Below are 18268 nucleotides of genomic sequence, written 5' to 3'. Positions count from 1 at the left end.
GGGCGGTTCAGTCGCCGGCGCTGCCGGGCTGCATCGCCTGCTGCACCAGCCGCGCCATGGCCGACGCGTTCTCGCTGCCGACGGCGGCCAGGCCCTGCACCGTGCCTTGACGGTCCTGCAGGGCTTCGTCCTGGCTGGCCTTGAGCTTGCCTTCGAGGCGGTCGATGGGGATCTCGATGCCCACCACGGCGCGCGCCAGCTTGCGGATGAAGGTCTCGGGCGCGTCCGTGGTCTGCCAGGGCACGGGCTGGCCGGCCTCGTTCGCCGCGGTCAGCCGCGCGAGCAGGTCGAGCAGCCAGGCTTCGTCGTCGATGGCGCGCGCGATGCCGTGCGCATGGGCGACGGCGTAGTTCCAGGTCGGCACCACCTGGCCGTGCTCGGCCTTGCCGGGGTACCAGCCGGGCGTGATGTAGGCCTGCGGCCCCTGGAACATCACGACCGACGGGGCCGGGGCATCGAGCTGGCGCCACACGGGATTGGCACGCGACACGTGGCCGAGCAGCGTGCCGAACGGGCCGCGCGAGCGGTCGAGCAGAAAGGGCAGGTGGTTGGCGACCAGCCCGTCGGCGCCCTGAACGACCCAGGCGCCCAGCGGATGCGCGTCGATCAGCGCGTGGCTCGCGCCGAGGTCGGGCTGGCGGTGGTGCCGGGAGACGTACACGCGCGGCCTGGTCGGCTCGGCGACCTATCGGGCACAGTCGCCGCACATGCCGTGCAGCGTGAGCGCCGTGTGCCGCGTGTCGATGCCCTGCTTGCGCAGTGCCCTGCCGAGCCGGCCCATCACCTTGGGCAGTTCGGGGTCGGAGGGCAGGGCCAGCACCTTGTGGCACTGGTCGCATTCGAAGGTGTTGCCCGAGGCGGTGTCGACGTGCCGCGCGAAGCGGTTGACCCGGTCGGCGCCCACGCGGCGGTCGCACAGGCCGGCCTCGACCAGCCGGTCGAGCACGCGGTAGAGCGTGACGCGGTCGGGCGGCTCGCCCGTGGCGGCGGTGTAGGCGGCGGCCACTTCCTCGTGGGTCAGCGGCTGCGAGCCGTGTTCGAGCAGCTCGAGCACGGTCTGGGCGGCGCGCGTCACGCGCAGCCCGCTGCCGCGCAGCAGCGCCTCGCTGTCGAAGGCGGGGCCGGGCGACGAGGTCTTCGGGGACGGGTTCGGGGTGGTCTTCATGCGAAACGCCATTGTGTTGCATCCGGCGCTCCCTTGTGCCGTCAGGGGCGCCAGGGCGGCCCGAGGGCCCGGATGTTGCGAGGTGCAAGTCAGCCAACCGGCCGTTTCGCCGCGGCCCGGGTCGCCCGAATGCGCTAAGGTCCGGGCATTCGCATTCCTGAATACCTTCGTTGACCATGTCCCGTCCCCCCATCGAAATCGAAACCGCCCCGAACCCCACCGCCTCGGTGGTCCTGATGCACGGCCTGGGTGCCGACGGCAACGACTTCGTGCCGATCGCCGGCGAGCTCGACCTGTCGGCCGTGGGCCCGGTGCGCTTCGTGTTCCCCAACGCGCCCGTCATTCCCGTGACCATCAACGGCGGCTACGAGATGCCCGCCTGGTACGACATCGCGGTGGCCGACCTGGTGGCGCGCGAGGACGAGGCCGGCCTGCGCCGCTCGCAGGCGAGCATCGAGGCCCTCATCGCCAACGAAAAGGCACGCGGCATCCCCGCCCATCGCATCGTGGTGGCCGGCTTCTCGCAAGGCTGCGCGATGGCGCTGATGACGGGGCTGCGCCACGGCGAGCGGCTGGCCGGCATCGTCGGCCTTTCGGGCTACCTGCCGATCGCCGCGACCACGGCGGCCGAGCGCCACGGCGCCAACCACGACACGCCCGTGTTCCTCGCGCACGGCCGGCAGGACCCGGTGGTGCCGCTGGCGCGCGCCGAACAGTCGCGCGACGCGCTGGTGGCGCTGGGCCACCCCGTCGAATGGCACGAATACCAGATGGCGCACTCGGTCTGCATGGAAGAGATCGCCGACCTCAACCACTTCCTGCTGCGCGTGTTCGGCTGAAGGCCCGCCACGCCGGGCCGCGCGCGCATCCATCCTGATCCTGTCACCCCGAAAGAACGCACAGAAGGAGCCCCCATGATCCTGGTCATCGGACACGCGCTGGCAAAGGCCGACACCCTGCAGGCGATGCTGGCCATCAGCGTGGAACACGTGCTGCGCTCGCGCGCCGAGCCCGGCTGCATCTCGCATGACGTCACGACCGACGTGCAAGACCCGCTGCAGCTCACCTTCGTGGAGCGATGGAGCGACATGGCGGCGCTGCAGGCGCACTTTCGCGTCGACGCGTCGCGCGCTTTCGGCAAGGCGCTCGCGGCCATGGCCGACGGGGTGCCGTCGATCCATGTCTACCAGTCGGAAGAGATCGACCTCGCGGCGGGCCGCCCCAAGGCCTGAATTTCGAACCCCGCTGCGCGCCGCAAGGCCGGTGGTATTTGAGAGGGTAGCTATGAAAAAAGTAGCAAAAAACAGCATAGCCGGATGCGGGATTCCCTGCTTCAGCAGTGCCTGTCCGCCCGTGCTACCTTCCAGCCCCACAGAAGATTGATGGGTCATAAGAACATGAGCAACAGATTGCAGGAGAGGCTGGGTGCACTCCCGGCCGCGCGATTGAAGGGAATGCGTCGCGGCATCGAGAAGGAAAGCCTGCGCGCATTGCCCGACGGCAAGCTGGCCCTCACGCCGCATCCGCTGGCGCTGGGCTCGGCGCTCACGCATCCGCACATCACGACCGACTTCAGCGAATCGCAGCTCGAACTCATCACGGGCGTGCACGCGGGCGTGGAGTCGGCGCTCGAAGAGCTCACGCGGGTGCACCAGTTCACCTACCGCGTGCTCGACCAGCTCGGCGACGAGCGCCTGTGGGTGTCGAGCATGCCCTGCGGCCTGCCGACCGACGAGACCATTCCGATCGGCCGCTACGGCTCGTCGAACGTCGGCCGCGCCAAGAGCGTGTACCGCATGGGCCTGAGCCATCGCTATGGCCGCCGCATGCAGACCATTTCGGGCATTCACTACAACTGGTCGCTGCCGGAGGTGTCGAGCGAAGAGTACTTCGCGCTGATCCGCAATTTCCGCCGCCAGGCCTTCCTGCTGCTGTACCTGTTCGGCGCCTCGCCGGCCCTGTGTTCGAGCTTTGTCGCGGGCCGCCCGCACGAGCTGCAGCCGCTGGGCGACGGCAGCATGTACATGCCGCACGGCACCTCGCTGCGCATGGGCCGCCTGGGCTACCAGAGCGAGGCGCAGGCCTCGCTGGCCGTGAGCTACAACAGCCTGGAGGGCTACGGCGCCTCGCTGCAGGACGCGCTCACGCGCCCGTGGCCGGCCTACGAGGCCATCGGCATCCGCAACCTGGGCGGCGACTACAACCAGCTGGGCACCAGCCTGCTGCAGATCGAGAACGAGTTCTACGGCACCATCCGCCCCAAGCGCGTGATCCACTCCGGCGAGCGCCCGCTGCATGCGCTGCGCGAGCGCGGCGTGGAGTACGTCGAGGTGCGCCTGATGGACCTCGACCCCTTCGAGACCGTCGGCATCAACGCGCAGACCATGCGCTTCATCGACGTGTTCCTGCTGCACTGCCTGCTGAACGACAGCCCCGACGACACGCCGCAAGAAATCGCCGACCTGGCGCAGAACCAGCACCTCACGGCCGCGCGCGGCCGCGAGCCGGGGCTGAAGCTGCGCCGCGACGGGCGCGAGGTCGCGCTCACCGACTGGGGCCTGGAGCTGGTCGAGCAGTGCCTGCCGATTGCCGCCGCGCTCGACGCGGCGCAGGGCGGCACGCAGCACGTCGATGCCGTGCGCGCCGCCAAGGCCGGCCTCGAGAACCCCGACAGCCTGCCTTCTGCCCGCGTGCTCGCGGCCATCGAGCAGCAGCACGGCAACTCCTTCGTCGGCTTCGTGCGCGCCCAGTCGGAGCAGACCCGCGCCGCGCTGCTGGCGCTGCCGTTCTCGGCCGCGCAGCAGGCCGGGTTCGAGCAGATGACGGCCGAGTCGATCCAGGCGCAAAAGCGCATCGAGGCGGCCGACACCATGCCCTTCGAGATCTACCGCGAGCAGTACGTCTCGCCGGCGCGCCTGGGCATGGCCCCCGGCCGCCTGCCGGTCGCAGCCTGAAGCATCCTCACGGCGGTGCCACGGCGGCGCCGGCCGGCGCATGCCGACAGCGCCGCTGGCCGATGGCCTACAGCCATTGACCTGTCCGGCTCACCGTGGCGCGGCGGCCAGCCCGGAAGATGGTGTCATGCGCTGCCCAGTTCCGGACCCGAGACACCCACCATGACGCTTCATGCCTACCTGGTCGAGGACAGTCCGGTGATCCGCGAGAACCTGGTCGACTTTCTCGAGGACGTGGTCGATGCGCACGTGATCGCCTCGGCCAGCACCGCCGACGAAGCGCTCGAATGGCTGCGCGACCACAAGAGCGACTGGGACCTGGCCATCGTCGACCTGTTCCTGCAGCGCGGCAACGGCCTGGCCGTGCTGAACGCCTGCCGCCAGCGCTCGCCGCACCAGAAGGTGGTGGTGCTCAGCAACTACGCCACCGCCGACATGCGCCTGCGCTCCCAGCAACTGGGCGCCGATGCCTTCTTCGACAAATCGGCCGAACTCGACCAGCTGGTGGCGTACTGCGCCACGGTCCAGCCGTCGCATGGGTGACTCCCGCCGGGGGCGCCCGGCGGCGAACGGGGCGGGGAACTGAGGTAAAACGTTGGGTTGTTGTCAATTGGCAACCCTCACCAACCCCGACCCACACAGTTCAGACAGCGAGCAGAGACCTCATGAGCAACAGCACCTCCATCGACTTCCAGGGCCGCGTGGCCATCGTGACCGGCGCGGGCGGCGGCCTGGGCCGCCAGCATGCGCTGGCCTTGGCGGCGCGCGGCGCCAAGGTGGTGGTCAACGACCTGGGCGGCGCGCGCGACGGCTCGGGCGGCTCGGTCAGCGCCGCGCAGGCGGTGGTCGACGAGATCAAGGCGGCCGGCGGCGAAGCCATTGCCAACGGCGCCTCGGTGACCGACTTCGAGGCCGTGCAGGCCATGGTCAAGCAGGCGGTCGACGCCTGGGGCCGCGTCGACATCCTGGTGAACAACGCCGGCATCCTGCGCGACAAGAGCTTCGCCAAGATGGAACTGGACGACTTCAAGCTCGTGGTCGATGTGCACCTGATGGGCGCCGTGAACTGCACCAAGGCCGTCTGGGCGCTCATGAACGAGCAGAAGTACGGCCGCATCGTGATGACCACCTCGTCGTCGGGCCTGTACGGCAACTTCGGCCAGAGCAACTACGGCGCCGCCAAGCTGGCGCTGGTGGGCCTCATGCAAACGCTGAGCATCGAAGGCGCCAAGAACGACATCCGCGTGAACTGCCTGGCGCCCACCGCCGCCACGCGCATGACGGAAGACCTGTTCCCCAAGGACATGCTCGAGGCCTTCCGCCCCGAGGCCGTGGTGCCCGCGATGCTGGTGCTGGCCGCGCAGGACGCGCCCAACCGCACCATCCTCTGCGCCGGCGCCGGCACCTTCGAGGCCGCCCACATCACGCTGACGCAGGGCGCCTGGCTGGGCATTGCCGCCGACACGCCCGAGCAGCTGGCCGCGCGCCTGTCGGAAGTGACGGCGCGCGAGGGCGAGGCCGTGCCGCAAAGCGGCGCCGCCCAGGGCGCGAACGAAGTCGCCAAGGGCCAGGCGAACGCCGGCCGGGGCTGAACCTTCGTCACGCGGTGCATGGCGCTTGACTTCGAGCGCACTCGAGCATTTCCAATGAATTCACCGGATGTCCGGTGTCTTCATTCATCCAAGGAAATCACGCCATGCACACGATCGACAACAAGGCCCTGGTCCAGCGCATCCACGCGGAGCTGGACAAGGGCAACGGCCAGGCCTTCATCGACAGCCTGGCCGACGACGCCAGCTGGACGCTGGAAGGCAGCACGCCCTGGTCGCGCACCTACCAGGGCAAGCAGGCGATCCGCGAGGAGCTGATCAAGCCGCTGTTCGGGCAGTTCGCCGGGCCCTATGTGAGCAAGACCGAATGCATCATTGCGGAAGGCGACCGCGTGGTGGTGCTGTTCAGCGGCGACGTGCCCACCAAGGCCGGCAAGCGCTACAACAACCGCTATTGCTACGTCTACCGACTCGAAGGAGGCCAGGTGAAGACATTGACCGAGTACTTCGACACCGCGCTGGTCGAGCGGGCGCTTGACGCGCCGACCGCCCATGCCGGTTGACGCCAGCACTGCCACGCCGTCGTTCCACATCGGCGAACTGGCCGCGCGCACGGGCCGCACGGTGCACGCCATCCGCTGGTACGAATCGCAGGGCCTCGTGCCCGGCGTGGCGCGCGATGCGGGCGGGCGGCGCGTGTACGGCGAACTGCATGTGGGCTGGCTCGACCTGATGGACCGGCTGCGCCGCACCGGCATGTCGATCGCCGAGATGCGCGACTACACGGCGCTCGCATTGCAGGGCAAGGCCACGCTGCGCCAGCGGCGCGACCTGCTCCAGGCGCACCGCGCGCGCGTGCACCAGACGATCGCCGACTGGCAGCAGGCGCTGTCGCTGGTCGATCGCAAGATCGATTTCTACGACGCCTGGATGGCCGACGGGCGGCGCCCGCCGCTCATTCCGGTGGAAACGCCGCAGCGCCTGCCCGCGCCGAAGCGCAAGCCGGCGCGCTGAGCTTCGACTCGACTACTCGGCGACGAAGCCCTCGCCGTCGCGGCGGATCGAGTCGCGGGCGCGGTGGTTGTTGAGGCGGCCCAGCGTGTTGTCGAGCAGGCGCTTGAGCTTGTCGGCGGCGCCGCGGAAGGCCTCGTCGAGGCTGGTGGCGTGCTGTGTCACCGCGAGCGGCTGGTGGTGCGCCAGGCGTGCTTCCATCACGCAGCACTTGTCGCCGCCGCCGGCCTTGTCGTGGTTCTCGTCGCTCAGGTGCACCTCGACGCGCGTCACGTCTTCGACGAAACGGCTCAGGTGCTGCTTGATCTCGGTGTCTGCCCAGCGCTCCAGCGTGTCCTTGTTGGTGATGCCATTGCTCGTGTTGACCTGGATCTGCATTGCGTATGTCCCTGCTGGATGGTGAACGAGCCTTCACTGTGCACCCGAAAGAGTGCCCCTGCGCGTAGGTGTGTTGCCCCTTTTTGCCGGGGCATGGCCGCGTGCTCAGCTCTGGATGTAACTGGTCAGCTGGGTGATGGTCTGCTCGTGCTCGGAAATGATGTCGTCCATCAGGTCTTGAATGGAGATCATGCCGACCACCTTGTCGCCGTCGACCACGGGCAGGTGGCGGAACTTGCGCTGGCTCATGAGCGCCATGCAGGCGCGGGTGCGGGTCTGCGGGGTGACGGTCATCACGTCGGGCGTCATGATCTCGGCGACCTTCATCTCCTTGGAGTTCTTGCCCTGCAGCGCCACCTTGCGGGTGTAGTCGCGCTCGGACAAAAAGCCCACGAGCTTTTCGCCGTCCATCACCATGAGCGCGCCCACTTCGAAATGCGCCAGCGTGGCCAGCGCGTCGAACACGCTGGTGTCGGGCGAGGTGCGCCAGGCGGCGGAATCGTGGCGCTTGAGCAGTTCGGAGACGGGTTTCATCGCGGGCACTCCATTCAGGGGTTTCGATCCGGCCGACGCACGTGGCGGCGCCGTGCTTCGGACAAATCATAGGGGCGGAATCGCCCTTCGCGATGCAAAACCCTCCCGGGTGTTGCGCGTGTCATGCCGCGCACACGAACCCGGGGATGATCAAGGGTGCTCAGGGCGCGGCGGCGAGCACGCGGCTCAGCGCCACGGCATTGCCCGCGACGTCCTTCACGAGGCCCTGCGCGTCGAAGTTCACCTGGAACTCCGACCAGCTGTCGCGCCAGTAGCGCCACACCGGCGCGTCCAGGCTCGGGTTCTCGCTGGCCACCGGGTAGCCCAGCGCCATCAGCACCTGTTCGCGCGTCATGCCCGGCATCACCTTGCCCGCGAGGATGGCGGCGCCCACCGCGGGCGGAAAGCTTGCGATCTTGCGCTTGGGGTCTTCGGTGACCACGTAGCGCTTGGCGAAGTCGATCAGCGTGATGTTGCGGCTGTAGTCGTTCTTGATGCGCTGGGGCTTGCCCGCGAGATCGAGGTTGAAGAAGCGGAAGTCGTAGGCCGTGATGCGCGCCGGCGTGCCCACGGGGACGATGCTCGTGCCCTGCTCGTCGTAGTTGATGTCGCTGATCGAGTCGCCGTAGGTGCGCATGTTGCAGCACAGGAAACCGTCGGTCAGCGGACCGGGCGGGGGCGACGGGCGCTGGGCGTGCACCGCGGTGGCGGACAGGATGGTGGTGGCCGCGAGCAGGGCGGCGGCGGCAAGGCGCTGGACCATGAAAAGGATCTCCCTCGGTGTGACTTTTTGAAACGGCTGCGGGCGCAGCGCGCGGATTCTAGGGGTGATCTGGCGGCCAACAAGCCAGTGAATACGCCAGTTGGTGCTATCAAAAGCGCAGCAACGAGGAATCGGTCCGTTTCCCGGTTCACAATGCGCACCCGGCCTGCGAGGCCGGTCCCCTTCCAGACAGCGCGAAAGAAAGAGCATCCATCGATGGCGATCCAGTGGTTCCCCGGTCACATGTATTCGACCCAGAAGGCCATCACCGAACGGGTGAAGGACATCGACGTGGTGATCGAACTGCTCGACGCGCGCCTGCCCGGCTCCAGCGCCAACCCGATGCTGGCCGAGCTCACGGCCGGGCGGCCCACGCTGAAGGTGCTCAACAAGCAGGACCTGGCCGACCCCGTGCGCACCGAGGCCTGGCTGGCGCACTACAACGCGCTGCCCGACACCCGCGCCATTGCGCTCGACGCCAGCCTGACCATGCCCGCGCAGCGCATCGTGCGCGCCTGCCACGAGCTGTCGCCCAACCGCGGCGGCATGGCCAAGCCGATGCGCGTGCTGATCTGCGGCATTCCCAACGTGGGCAAGTCGACCCTCATCAACACGCTCACGGGCGGGCGCAAGGCCAAGACCGGCGACGAGGCCGGCATCACCAAGCTCGAGCAGCGCATCACGCTGGCCGACGACTTCTACCTGTGGGACACGCCCGGCATGCTGTGGCCGCGCATCATCGTGCCCAAGAGCGGCTACAACCTCGCGGCCAGCGGCGCGGTGGGGCGCAACGCTTTCGATGAAGAAGAGGTGGCGCTGGAGCTGCTGGACTACCTCAAGGCGAACTACGCCGAGGGCATCGTCGCGCGCTTCAAGCTCGTCGAGCTCGATGCCGCCACCCTGGGCGGCATGAAGGACGAAGACGTCCTCGACACCATCGGCCGCAAGCGCGGCGCGCTGCTGGGCAAGGGCAAGGTCAACCTGCAGAAGGCGGCCGAGATCGTGATGCACGAGTTCCGCGCCGGCAACCTGGGGCGCATCACGCTCGAGACGCCCGAAGAGTTCGCGCAGTGGCTGGCCGCCGGCCAGCGCGCCGACGCCGAGCGCGCCGCGAAGAAGGCGGCGCGCGGCAAGAAGGGCAAGGCCAAGCCCGAGGCGCCCGAGTCAGACAGCGGCCCGACGGCCGACGCGTGAAGGTCTTGCGCGCGCCGCGCTGAACGCCGCGCGGGCCGCCCCTATCATCGAGAGATGCAACGTCTCACGCGCCAGCGCAACGCCGTTTTCTCCGCCTTCAGCGACGCCGGCCGCGTGCTGACCGCCCCCGAAATCCTCGAGCATGCACGGGCCATCGTGCCCGAGATCAGCCTGTCGACGGTGTACCGCCAGGTCTCGCTGCTGCTGGCCGACGGCGAGATCGCCAAGGTCGAGCTGCCGGGCGAACCGGCGCGCTACGAAGTGGCCTGCAAGGCCGACCCGCACGACCACCCTTCGCACGGCGCCGGTGGCGATGCAGGGCACCACCACCATCACTACTTCCATTGCTCGCACTGCGGCCAGGTGTTCCTGCTGCACGCGTGCCCGGGGCCGATGCACGACCTGGCCCCCAAGGGCTTCCAGGTGACGCACCACGAAGTCACGCTGCATGGCCTGTGCGCGGCCTGCGTCGACGCCGGCGCGAAAGCACCGAAGGCGCACCCGCCGCATTGACGAGGGCGGGGCCCCGGATGCCGGGGAAAGGTCAACAAGGTTATTGAGAATTAATTCGCAATAACGTATATTCGCGTGTCCGAACGAACTCCCCGGCCACGTCCATGCAAGTCCTGTCCTCGCTCAAGGAAGCCAAGAAGCGTCACCGCGATTGCCAGGTGGTGACGCGGCGCGGCCGCACCTACGTCATCTGCAAGTCCAACCCGCGCTTCAAGGCGCGGCAGGGCGGCGCGAAAAACAAGAACAAGCGCTGACGCGCGGCGGCACCGCTGCCGCCTTCATTCCCCCTCGATGACCGCATCGGCGTGCCCACGCCGGGGCGTGCCTGCGCGCGTCTTTCCTTTCCTTCTTCCTTCCATCGGAATCCCTCCGCCATGCTCCGAGCTACCGGCCTCACCAAACGCTACGGCGCGCACACCGCGCTCGACCGCCTCGACCTCGACATCCGCGGCGGCGACATCTACTGCCTGCTGGGTGCCAACGGCGCGGGCAAGACGACGACCATCAACCTGTTCCTGAACTTCATCGCGCCGACCGACGGCACGGTGCAGATCAACGGCACCGACGTCACGCGCCACCCGGTCGCGACCAAGCAGGACGTGGCGTACATCCCCGAGCAGGTCACGCTGTACGGCACGCTCTCGGGCCTGGAAAACCTGCGCTTTTTCGCCGGCCTGGCGCTGGGCCACGAGCTGCCGCGCGAACGCCTGCTCGCGCTGATGACCGAGGTGGGGCTCGACCACGCGGCCGCCGACAAGCGCGTCAGCATGTATTCGAAGGGCATGCGCCAGAAGGTGTGGATCGCGGTGGCGCTGGCCAAAGAGGCCAAGGCGCTGCTGCTTGACGAGCCCACCTCGGGGCTCGACCCGCATGCCGCGGCCGAGTTCTCCGACCTGCTGCGCCGCGCGGCCGATCGCGGCGTGGCCGTGCTCACCACCACGCACGACCTGTTCCATGCGCAGCAGACCGCCACGCGCGTCGGGATCATGAAGCGCGGGCGGCTGGTCGAGAGTCTCGACGGCGCGCAGATCGGCCAGACCGACCTGCAGTCCCTCTACCTGCAACACATGAGGGGCTGACCCGATGACGATGCGCTGGATCGCCCGACGCGAATTCACCGAACGCCTGCGCGACGGCCGCCTGTACTGGGCCGGCGGTCTCGTGGCCGTGCTGCTCTTCACCGCGCTGGCCGTCGGCTGGGCGCACCAGCGCGGCGCGCATGCCGAGCAGGTGGCCGCGCAGGCCATGGACTACCGCGACTGGCTGCACCAGGACAAGCGCCATCCGCACGACGCCGCGCACCAGGGCATGCACGCCTTCAAACCCGAGCCGCCGCTGTCGATGGTCGACGCGGGCATCAACCCCTACATCGGCAGCACCGTGTGGCTGCAGGCGCACCGCCAGAGCGAGGTCAAGTTCAACGCCGCGCAGGACGCGACCGGCCTGCAGCGCTTCGGCAACCTGTCGGTGGGCTGGATCCTGCAGGTGCTCGGTCCGCTGCTGGTGATCGTGCTGGGCTTCAACGCCTTCGCGGGCGAGCGCGAGCAGGGCATCCTGCGCCAGACGCTGAGCCTGGGCGTGGCCCCGCTGCGCCTGCTGGCCGGCAAGGCGCTCGCGCTGTCGGCGCTGCTCGCGGTGCTGCTGATGCCGGCGGCGCTGGTCGCGGCCGTGGCCGTGGCGGTGGGCGCGGAGCCGGGCGGGCGCATCGATGCGCTGCTGCGGCTGGGCGCGTGGTCGCTGGGCTACGCGGTCTACCTCGGCATCTTCGTGTGCCTGGTGCTGGGCGTGTCGGCGCTGTCGTCGACCTCGCGCATGGCGATCACCGTGCTGCTCGCGCTGTGGATCGGGCAGGCCGTGATGGCGCCGCGCGTGCTCTCCGAACTCTCGCGCACGTGGTTCCCGAGCCCGACGCGGCTGGCGTTCAACCAGGCGCTGGGCGCGGAGCTCAAGGCCGTGTCGAACCAGGTCTGGCAGCAGAACTTCGGCACCACCGAGCGCTGGGGGCGCGACGTGCCGCTGAGCAAGTGGGGCATCGCGCTGCGCCTGGACGACCAGGCCTCGTACCCCGTGTACGACCGCCACTACGGCCGCTTGTGGGACACCTGGGAACAGCAGCAGAAAGTGCAGGAATGGAGCGGCCTGCTGCTGCCGCTGCTCGCGGTGCGCAGCTTCTCGATGGGCATGGCGGGCACCGACTTCTCGCACCACCGGCGCTTCACCACGGCGGCCGAACTGCACCGCCGCAACATCCAGGACCTGATGAGCAAGGACCTCGTGGCGCATGCCGATCCGCTCGGCGACCGCCACTTCTCCTACCAGGCCACGCCCGAGCTCTGGGCCACCGTGCCGCCCTTCGACTACCACCCGCCGGGCGCAGGGTGGGCGCTGCGACACCAGGCGCGCAGCTTCCTCGTGCTGTGCGTCGGCCTGCTGCTCGCGGCGGCCTTCGCGGCCTTTGCCACCTTGCGCCAGCGCGCGCTCTGAGAGGGGATGCCACCCATGTCCTCCATCCATCCTCCCCAAGGCCGCCGCCTGCTGGCCGTGATGCGCCAGGAAGTCCGTTTGATGCTCGCCGAGCGCGGGCTTTGGGTCGTCGGCGCATTGTTCCTTTTGCTCGTGGCCTATGCGTTGGGCAACGGCCTGCTGCAGACCGCCCAGCGCGACCGCGCGCAGGCGGCCGTGGCGCAAGCCGACCGCGACACCCGCACCGCGCAGCGCACCTTGCTCGAAGCCATCCTGGCCGGCACCGCGCAGCCCACACCCTTCGAGAATCCGGCCGACCCTTCGCGCATGGCCAGCGGCTACGGCGGCCAGCACGTGCTGCTGCCGACCGCGCCGCTGGGCCCGGTCGCGCTGGGGCAGAGCGACCTGTTCCCGAGCCAGTACCAGGTCACGAACCAGAGCCGCGTCGTGTTCATGAACCCGAGCGACATCGAGAACCCGTGGCACCTGCTGAGCGGGCATTTCGACCTGGCCTTCGTCATCGTCTACCTGCTGCCGCTGCTCATCTTCGCGCTCAGCTACAACCTGCTGTCGGCCGAGCGCGAGAACGGCACCTTGCGCCTGCTGCTGTCGCAACCGCTGCGCTTGCGCACGCTGCTCGCAGGCAAGCTCACGGTGCGCGCGGCCGTGCTGCTGGGGCCGGCCGTGCTGCTGCCGGTGGCGGTGCTGTGGATCGCGCGCCATGCGGGGCTCACCGCCGGCGGCGCGGGCAGCGCCACGCTGTGGTGGGCGCTGCTGGTCGGCGCCTACGCGCTGTTCTGGTTCGCGCTGGTGGTGGCGGTCAATGCCTTCGGCGCCTCGTCGGCGACGAACGCGATGGTGCTCGTCATCGCCTGGGTGCTGCTGGTGCTCGTGGCGCCGGTGCTGCTCAACCTGGCCGTCACGCAGGCCGCGCCCGCACCGTCGCGCACCGAGCTGGCCACGCGCCAGCGCGTGGTCACGGCCGAGGCGATGAAGCGCTACCAGGACCTGCTGGGCACCGAGTACCAGCACGTGGGGCAGGGTGCCATCCTCGTGCCGCGCGACGGCAAGATCGAGATCGCCGGCCGCTCGCTGGCCAACTACCGCATCCAGCGCGAGGTCGACGAAGCGATCCGTCCCGCGCTCGCGCGCTTCGACGCACAGCAGGCGACGCAGCAGGCGCTGGTGGGCCGCTTCGGCGCCGTGTCGCCGGCGGCCGTGGCCTACGAAGGCATGACTGCGCTGGCCGGCAACGGCGCGCGCCGCCATGCGCGCTTCGACGCGCAGACCGTGGCGCACCACGAGGCCTGGAAGGCCTTCTTCTTCCCGCGCATCGACGCGCGCGATGCGCTCGCCCCGGCCGACTTCGACCGCATGCCCACCTTCGCCTGGCACGAGGAGCCCGCCGAGCTCGTGCGCGGGCAGGCCGCGCTGGCCGTGCTGCAACTGCTGGTGCCGAGCCTGCTGCTGTTCGGGCTCGCGGCCTGGCGGCTGCGGCGCTTCTCGGTGGCCTGACGCTTTCTTCATTTCTTCCACGCACCGTTCCATGACCCCGTTCACCCGCACCACCGTCGCGCTGGCCGCCTTCACCGCCTTGCAAGTCGCCTCTGCACAAGACAGCAGCAGCAACAACGCCGAACTCGGCACCGTCACCATCGAAGGCAGCCGCGATGCGAACAGCCTGCACCTCAATGATTCGAGCGGCACGGCCTCGCGTCTGGGCCTGTCGGTGCGCGAGACGCCGGCCTCGGTCGAGATCCTGTCGCAGGACGCGATCCAGCAGCGCGGCGCGCGCACCTTCAGCGAGGCACTGCGCGGCATGGCGGGCCTCTCGGGCGGCGGCCCGCCGTCGTCGCCGACCACGCTGTCGCTGCGCGGCTTCACCAGCCTCATGTACCTGTACGACGGCGTGCGCAGCTCGGGCGCGGGCGTCACCAACCGCGTGCAGGACACCTGGAACTACGAGCGCATCGAAGTGCTCAAGGGCCCGGCCTCGGTGCTCGACGGCGAAGGCGCCATTGGCGGCATCGTCAACTTCGTGACCAAGCGGCCCGACCGCAGCAACCCGCACAAGGAGGCGCTGCTCTCGTATGGCAGCTACGGCTCCACGCGCGCGGCCTTCGGCTTCGGCGGCGCGCTGGGCGAGGCCAGCGCCTACCGGCTCGACTACAGCCGCAACGACACGAAGGTGGGCACCATCGACCGCAACGGCGAGCGCATCGACCACTTCACGAGCGGCCTGCTGGTGGACCTGGGCGGCTCGGTGAAGCTCGACCTGTCGTTCGACTACCTGCGCGACGACAACGACGCCTACTGGGGCACGCCGCTCGTGCCGCGCAGCTTCGCCACGCAGCCGACGAACGTGGTCAGCACGCCCGATGGCCGTGTGATCGACCGGCGCATGGCGCGCACCAACTACAACGTGCGCGACGACGAGAACTCGTCCGAAACCTATTGGTTGCGCGCGCGCCTCATGGGGCAACTGGACGGCGGCTGGTCGTGGCGCAACGAGTTCTCGGCCAACCAGTCGAAGCGCATGTTCCGCAACTCAGAGAGCGCCACCTTCGTGCCGCCCGCCAGCATCGCGCGCGACCAGACGCTCATCACGCACGACCAGGACTTCTGGCTCGACCGCTTCGACGCCACGCACAAGGGAAAGATCGCCGGCCTGGACAACCGCTTCGTCGTCGGCGGCGAGTACAGCGAGACGCGCTTCGGCAGCCAGCGCCGCTTCTCCAACAGCAGCGCCACCACCGCCGCGCAACTGCGCGTGCCCGTGTTCGATCCGTACACCGGCTACTTCGACGACAACCCCGCGCTGACCACCGGCGCGGGCAACCGCGCCGACACCTTCTCGCGCGTGAAGGTTGCCTCGGTTTTCGTGGAAGACGCGCTCAAGCCGATGCGCGACCTCACGCTGGTCGGTGGCCTGCGCCACGACCGCACCGAGGTCGACCGCCGCATCTGGGACCTGAACGCAGGCAGCGTCACGCGCTTCGGTGCGAGCTACCGCGCCACCTCGGGGCGCCTCGGCGCGGTGTACGACCTGTCGCCGCAGTCGAGCCTGTATGCGCAATACACCAACGCCACGCTGCCGGTGGGATCGCTCTTCCTGCTGTCGGCCTCGAACGCCGCGTTCCCGATGTCGCGCGGCAAGCAGGCCGAGGTGGGCTTCAAGCAGAGCCTGCCCGCGGCCAACCTGGAGTGGACCGCCGCGCTGTACAAGATCGAACTCGACAACGTGCTCTCGCGCGACCCGAACAACGCCGCCACCACGGTGAACAACGGCCGGCAGTCGTCACGCGGCCTCGAGCTGTCGGCCGTGTGGAAGCCCACGCGCGAATGGACGCTGGCGGGCAACCTCGCGGCGCTCGATGCGCGCTTCGACACGCTGGTCGAAGCCGGCAACGTCTCGCGCGTGGGCAAGACCCCGCCGAACGTGCCCGAGCGCATGGCCAATGTCTTCGCCACCTACCGGCCCGACGGCTCGAAGTTCGAGTACTTCGCATCGCTGAACCACACGGGGCCGATGTACACCGACAACGCCAACCAGATCCGCATCAACGGCTTCACCACGGTCGATGCGGCCGTGAGCTACCGCCTGAAGAATGCGCTGCTGAGCTTTCGCGTGCGCAACCTGACGGACCGGCTCTATGCGACCTGGACCGGCCGCGCCGCGAGCCAGGTGCTGCTGGCGCCGCGGCGGACCTTCGAGGTGTCGGCGAAGTTTGATTTCTGAAGTGCCGAGTGTTCAGGGCGGCGCTCCCGCCGACGGGGAGCCTTGCTCCGCGAATGTCCCCCGGGGCTTCGCCCCTCCTCCTTGATTTCGCTGCGCAAGGCACCCCATCGACGTGAGCGCGGTCAGAGCACTTGTTGATCAGCTGCACACCACCGCCGCGTCCCGTGCGCAGGACGCTGGGTGCTTCCCGCAGCGAAATCAAGGAGGAGGCCGCAGGCCGGGGGACATTCGCGGAGGGAAGTGCCCGGTGGCCTGTGCACACGCCCTGAACACACGCCCTCAGCGCATCTGCAACCGCGCATCCTTCGGATACCCGATCGTGTAGTCCGCCGACACGCGCGCCGTCTGCCCCGCGTCCAGGTCGAAGCGCCACATCGCCAGCCCCGGCTGCTTGTTCCACGCCTGATCGGCCGGCTGCGGCGCAAAGCGCGTGGTCACGCGCACCTGCTCGTCGACCGACACCGGCGCGGCCTCCAGCACTTGCACCGCGATCGGTGTGCGGTGGCGGTTCTCGACCACGTAGGCGCGCTGCACCTGGCGCTCGGCGCGCGAGCCGACGAAGCCGCCCGAGCCCTGGTTGTCGCGCTCGGGCTCGACCTGCACGCGCACCAGCTCGTCGCGGCCGAACGAGAGCGTGAGCTTCGCGTCGCTCGGCGCGTTCCAGCGGCCCTGGCCGACGAAGTTGCCGTCGCGGTACAGCTGCATCGGGCCGGCCGGCCACACGCCCGCGGGCTGCGCCATCTCGGCGACCAGGAAGGCGCTCGGGTCCACGCGCGGGCTGGTGCGCGCGGCGAGCTGCGCCGTGTCTTCATGCTGGCCCAGCGCCAGGGTCACGCGCTGGCCGTTGGAAGGCACGTCGATGCTTTGCGGCACGGCAAATTCGGTGGCGAAGCTGTTGTCGAACACGCTCACGTCGAACAGCGGCTCGCGCACGCGCTCCATGGCCATCTTGCGGTCGGCGGCAATGGCGGCCGGGGCGGCGGCAGGCATCGGTGAGGCCATGTACGCCGCCTCGGCATTCGCGCGCGGCGGCGGTTCGATGCCGATGCGCCACGCGCTCGGCATGCGCCCCGTGGTCTCGCGGCGCGGCTGGCCGGTGGACAGCACCAGCTTCACGCCGCGCCAGTCCTCGCCCGTGGCCTGCGCCACCAGCGCCTGGCGTTCGATGCGCACCTTGCGCGTCGTGGTGTCGAGCAGCGCGCGGTAGCTGGGCGTCCAGCCCGGACCGTTGACCTGGTAGCTGAGCTTCACGTCGGCGTCGGCACTGGCGGCCAGCGTGACGGTGACGGCCGTCACCTGCGCGCCCTGGCCCTGCGTGCGGCCGCGCTCGGCCAGCAGCGGCTTGAGCTGGCGGTCGAGGTCGGTCTGCTGGCGCTGGATCTGGTGCTGCTTGAGCAGCGCGTCCTGGCCCGAACGGCGCATCGCGTCGGTCATGGCCGCGAGGTTGCGCGCGTCCATCGGCGCGCGCGCGCCGGGGCCCGACTCGCCGCCCGACAGCCCCTTGAGATAACCCGTGACCATGCCCAGCGCATCGGTCTCGGCCTGCAACGCGGCCTTGCGGTCTTCGAGTTCGCGGATGCGGCCGTCGAGCGCGCTGGTGGCGCAGTTGGCCGAGAGCTCGCGCGCCTCGCTGAGCACCGAGGTCTCGCCCACGCGCACCGCCGCGCCGGCCGACACCTGCAGGCTCTGCACGTCGAGCCCGGCCGGCAGGCAGGCGAAGGTGACCGAGCGGCTGCCCGCCGCGACGCGCGCCACGCGCTCCACCGTGGCGCTGCCGGGGTAGACCTTCACCTGCGTGATGCGCGAGGCATCGGCCTGCAGCTGTGCATGGGCGCCCGCGCCCGCGGTCAGCCAGAGGGCGGCGAGGGCGGTGGCACGCAGGAGAGGACGGGCGGAGAACGGTGTGTGCATGGAAAGCCTTCCGGAAGAAAGTCGGTGACGAATCTCCGCTTCTACGGACGGGGCGGGCGAACGGGGTTAAGGCGTCGCAAAGTTTTTTTCATG

General features: G+C 69.4%; 20 protein-coding genes. 14 read left to right on the top strand and 6 right to left on the bottom strand.

What is annotated here, in order from left to right:
• Positions 1-7 precede the first annotated feature (7 nt).
• Complete coding sequence (locus ACAM42_RS23515) at positions 8-661, bottom strand: FMN-binding negative transcriptional regulator (RefSeq protein ID WP_139706538.1); 654 nt, start codon at positions 659-661, stop codon at positions 8-10.
• Between the two features lie 24 nt (positions 662-685).
• Positions 686-1165, bottom strand: coding sequence for a Fur family transcriptional regulator (locus tag ACAM42_RS23510; protein ID WP_369629588.1), 480 nt, complete (start codon positions 1163-1165; stop codon positions 686-688).
• A gap of 176 nt (positions 1166-1341) precedes the next feature.
• Between ACAM42_RS23510 and ACAM42_RS23505 the strand changes: the two genes are divergently transcribed.
• From ACAM42_RS23505 to ACAM42_RS23475, 7 genes are all read left to right on the top strand, one after another.
• Complete coding sequence (locus tag ACAM42_RS23505; RefSeq protein WP_369629587.1) at positions 1342-2004, top strand: alpha/beta hydrolase; 663 nt, start codon at positions 1342-1344, stop codon at positions 2002-2004.
• Between the two features lie 75 nt (positions 2005-2079).
• Positions 2080-2397, top strand: a complete 318-nt coding sequence (locus ACAM42_RS23500; RefSeq protein WP_139706534.1) for a putative quinol monooxygenase — start codon at positions 2080-2082, stop codon at positions 2395-2397.
• Between the two features lie 165 nt (positions 2398-2562).
• Entirely contained in the window at positions 2563-4119 is a 1557-nt protein-coding gene (gshA, locus tag ACAM42_RS23495; RefSeq protein WP_095746179.1) for a glutamate--cysteine ligase, read from the top strand.
• A 162-nt stretch (positions 4120-4281) separates the two neighbouring features.
• Positions 4282-4662: a response regulator transcription factor gene (locus ACAM42_RS23490; protein WP_307696152.1), complete on the top strand. Its 381-nt coding sequence runs from the start codon at positions 4282-4284 to the stop codon at positions 4660-4662.
• Between the two features lie 122 nt (positions 4663-4784).
• Entirely contained in the window at positions 4785-5711 is a 927-nt protein-coding gene (locus tag ACAM42_RS23485) for an SDR family NAD(P)-dependent oxidoreductase (protein WP_095948938.1), read from the top strand.
• Positions 5712-5815: 104 nt separating this feature from the next.
• A complete protein-coding gene (locus ACAM42_RS23480) occupies positions 5816-6232 on the top strand; it encodes a nuclear transport factor 2 family protein (RefSeq protein WP_095948937.1) in 417 nt (138 codons plus the stop codon).
• Positions 6222-6683: a MerR family transcriptional regulator gene (locus ACAM42_RS23475; protein ID WP_369629586.1), complete on the top strand. Its 462-nt coding sequence runs from the start codon at positions 6222-6224 to the stop codon at positions 6681-6683. The genes ACAM42_RS23480 and ACAM42_RS23475 overlap by 11 nt, the downstream gene beginning before the upstream one ends.
• Before the next feature lie 12 nt (positions 6684-6695).
• On the opposite strand, the gene ACAM42_RS23470 is transcribed toward ACAM42_RS23475, so the two are convergent.
• From ACAM42_RS23470 to bamE, 3 genes are all read right to left on the bottom strand, one after another.
• Positions 6696-7058: an HPF/RaiA family ribosome-associated protein gene (locus tag ACAM42_RS23470; RefSeq protein WP_062476985.1), complete on the bottom strand. Its 363-nt coding sequence runs from the start codon at positions 7056-7058 to the stop codon at positions 6696-6698.
• A gap of 105 nt (positions 7059-7163) precedes the next feature.
• On the bottom strand, positions 7164-7592 hold the full coding sequence (locus ACAM42_RS23465; RefSeq protein WP_070062567.1) for a CBS domain-containing protein: 429 nt from the start codon (positions 7590-7592) through the stop codon (positions 7164-7166).
• A 160-nt stretch (positions 7593-7752) separates the two neighbouring features.
• A complete protein-coding gene (bamE, locus tag ACAM42_RS23460) occupies positions 7753-8355 on the bottom strand; it encodes an outer membrane protein assembly factor BamE (RefSeq protein ID WP_062476980.1) in 603 nt (200 codons plus the stop codon).
• Between the two features lie 216 nt (positions 8356-8571).
• On the opposite strand from bamE, the gene ylqF reads away from it, so the two are divergent.
• The 7 genes from ylqF to ACAM42_RS23425 all read left to right on the top strand — a co-directional run bounded on the left by ylqF (position 8572) and on the right by ACAM42_RS23425 (position 16264).
• A complete protein-coding gene (ylqF, locus tag ACAM42_RS23455; protein WP_369629585.1) occupies positions 8572-9549 on the top strand; it encodes a ribosome biogenesis GTPase YlqF in 978 nt (325 codons plus the stop codon).
• Positions 9550-9603: 54 nt separating this feature from the next.
• The gene (locus ACAM42_RS23450; protein ID WP_369629584.1) at positions 9604-10062 is read left to right on the top strand and encodes a Fur family transcriptional regulator; all 459 of its coding nucleotides are present in this window, start codon (positions 9604-9606) and stop codon (positions 10060-10062) included.
• Positions 10063-10166: 104 nt separating this feature from the next.
• A complete protein-coding gene (gene ykgO / locus ACAM42_RS23445) occupies positions 10167-10316 on the top strand; it encodes a type B 50S ribosomal protein L36 (protein ID WP_013542562.1) in 150 nt (49 codons plus the stop codon).
• Between the two features lie 120 nt (positions 10317-10436).
• Positions 10437-11141 carry an ABC transporter ATP-binding protein gene (locus tag ACAM42_RS23440; RefSeq protein ID WP_369629583.1) on the top strand — a complete coding sequence of 235 codons (705 nt, stop codon included), beginning with the start codon at positions 10437-10439 and terminating at the stop codon, positions 11139-11141.
• A 4-nt stretch (positions 11142-11145) separates the two neighbouring features.
• Positions 11146-12546, top strand: a complete 1401-nt coding sequence (locus ACAM42_RS23435) for an ABC transporter permease subunit (RefSeq protein ID WP_369629582.1) — start codon at positions 11146-11148, stop codon at positions 12544-12546.
• A gap of 15 nt (positions 12547-12561) precedes the next feature.
• Positions 12562-14040, top strand: a complete 1479-nt coding sequence (locus tag ACAM42_RS23430) for an ABC transporter permease subunit (protein ID WP_369629581.1) — start codon at positions 12562-12564, stop codon at positions 14038-14040.
• A 31-nt stretch (positions 14041-14071) separates the two neighbouring features.
• Positions 14072-16264, top strand: coding sequence for a TonB-dependent receptor (locus ACAM42_RS23425; RefSeq protein ID WP_369629580.1), 2193 nt, complete (start codon positions 14072-14074; stop codon positions 16262-16264).
• A 279-nt stretch (positions 16265-16543) separates the two neighbouring features.
• Here ACAM42_RS23425 and ACAM42_RS23420 read toward each other — a convergent pair whose 3' ends face one another.
• On the bottom strand, positions 16544-18175 hold the full coding sequence (locus tag ACAM42_RS23420) for a DUF4139 domain-containing protein (protein WP_369629579.1): 1632 nt from the start codon (positions 18173-18175) through the stop codon (positions 16544-16546).
• Positions 18176-18268: the final 93 nt, after the last annotated feature.

The organism is Variovorax sp. V35 (assembly GCF_041154465.1).
GTDB lineage: Bacteria > Pseudomonadota > Gammaproteobacteria > Burkholderiales > Burkholderiaceae_C > Variovorax > Variovorax boronicumulans.
This window is presented reverse-complemented; position numbering and strand designations above follow the sequence as displayed.

Coding starts and splice junctions, on each gene's coding strand:
- ACAM42_RS23485 (WP_095948938.1), top strand. CDS start 4,785: ATGAGCAACAGCACCTCCATCGACTTCCAGGGCCGCGTGGCCATCGTG.
- ACAM42_RS23440 (WP_369629583.1), top strand. CDS start 10,437: ATGCTCCGAGCTACCGGCCTCACCAAACGCTACGGCGCGCACACCGCG.
- ACAM42_RS23470 (WP_062476985.1), bottom strand. CDS start 7,058: ATGCAGATCCAGGTCAACACGAGCAATGGCATCACCAACAAGGACACG.
- ACAM42_RS23425 (WP_369629580.1), top strand. CDS start 14,072: ATGACCCCGTTCACCCGCACCACCGTCGCGCTGGCCGCCTTCACCGCC.
- ACAM42_RS23475 (WP_369629586.1), top strand. CDS start 6,222: ATGCCGGTTGACGCCAGCACTGCCACGCCGTCGTTCCACATCGGCGAA.
- ACAM42_RS23435 (WP_369629582.1), top strand. CDS start 11,146: ATGACGATGCGCTGGATCGCCCGACGCGAATTCACCGAACGCCTGCGC.
- ACAM42_RS23480 (WP_095948937.1), top strand. CDS start 5,816: ATGCACACGATCGACAACAAGGCCCTGGTCCAGCGCATCCACGCGGAG.
- ACAM42_RS23505 (WP_369629587.1), top strand. CDS start 1,342: ATGTCCCGTCCCCCCATCGAAATCGAAACCGCCCCGAACCCCACCGCC.
- gshA (WP_095746179.1), top strand. CDS start 2,563: ATGAGCAACAGATTGCAGGAGAGGCTGGGTGCACTCCCGGCCGCGCGA.
- ykgO (WP_013542562.1), top strand. CDS start 10,167: ATGCAAGTCCTGTCCTCGCTCAAGGAAGCCAAGAAGCGTCACCGCGAT.
- ACAM42_RS23490 (WP_307696152.1), top strand. CDS start 4,282: ATGACGCTTCATGCCTACCTGGTCGAGGACAGTCCGGTGATCCGCGAG.
- ylqF (WP_369629585.1), top strand. CDS start 8,572: ATGGCGATCCAGTGGTTCCCCGGTCACATGTATTCGACCCAGAAGGCC.
- ACAM42_RS23430 (WP_369629581.1), top strand. CDS start 12,562: ATGTCCTCCATCCATCCTCCCCAAGGCCGCCGCCTGCTGGCCGTGATG.
- ACAM42_RS23420 (WP_369629579.1), bottom strand. CDS start 18,175: ATGCACACACCGTTCTCCGCCCGTCCTCTCCTGCGTGCCACCGCCCTC.
- ACAM42_RS23465 (WP_070062567.1), bottom strand. CDS start 7,592: ATGAAACCCGTCTCCGAACTGCTCAAGCGCCACGATTCCGCCGCCTGG.
- bamE (WP_062476980.1), bottom strand. CDS start 8,355: ATGGTCCAGCGCCTTGCCGCCGCCGCCCTGCTCGCGGCCACCACCATC.
- ACAM42_RS23500 (WP_139706534.1), top strand. CDS start 2,080: ATGATCCTGGTCATCGGACACGCGCTGGCAAAGGCCGACACCCTGCAG.
- ACAM42_RS23510 (WP_369629588.1), bottom strand. CDS start 1,165: ATGAAGACCACCCCGAACCCGTCCCCGAAGACCTCGTCGCCCGGCCCC.
- ACAM42_RS23450 (WP_369629584.1), top strand. CDS start 9,604: ATGCAACGTCTCACGCGCCAGCGCAACGCCGTTTTCTCCGCCTTCAGC.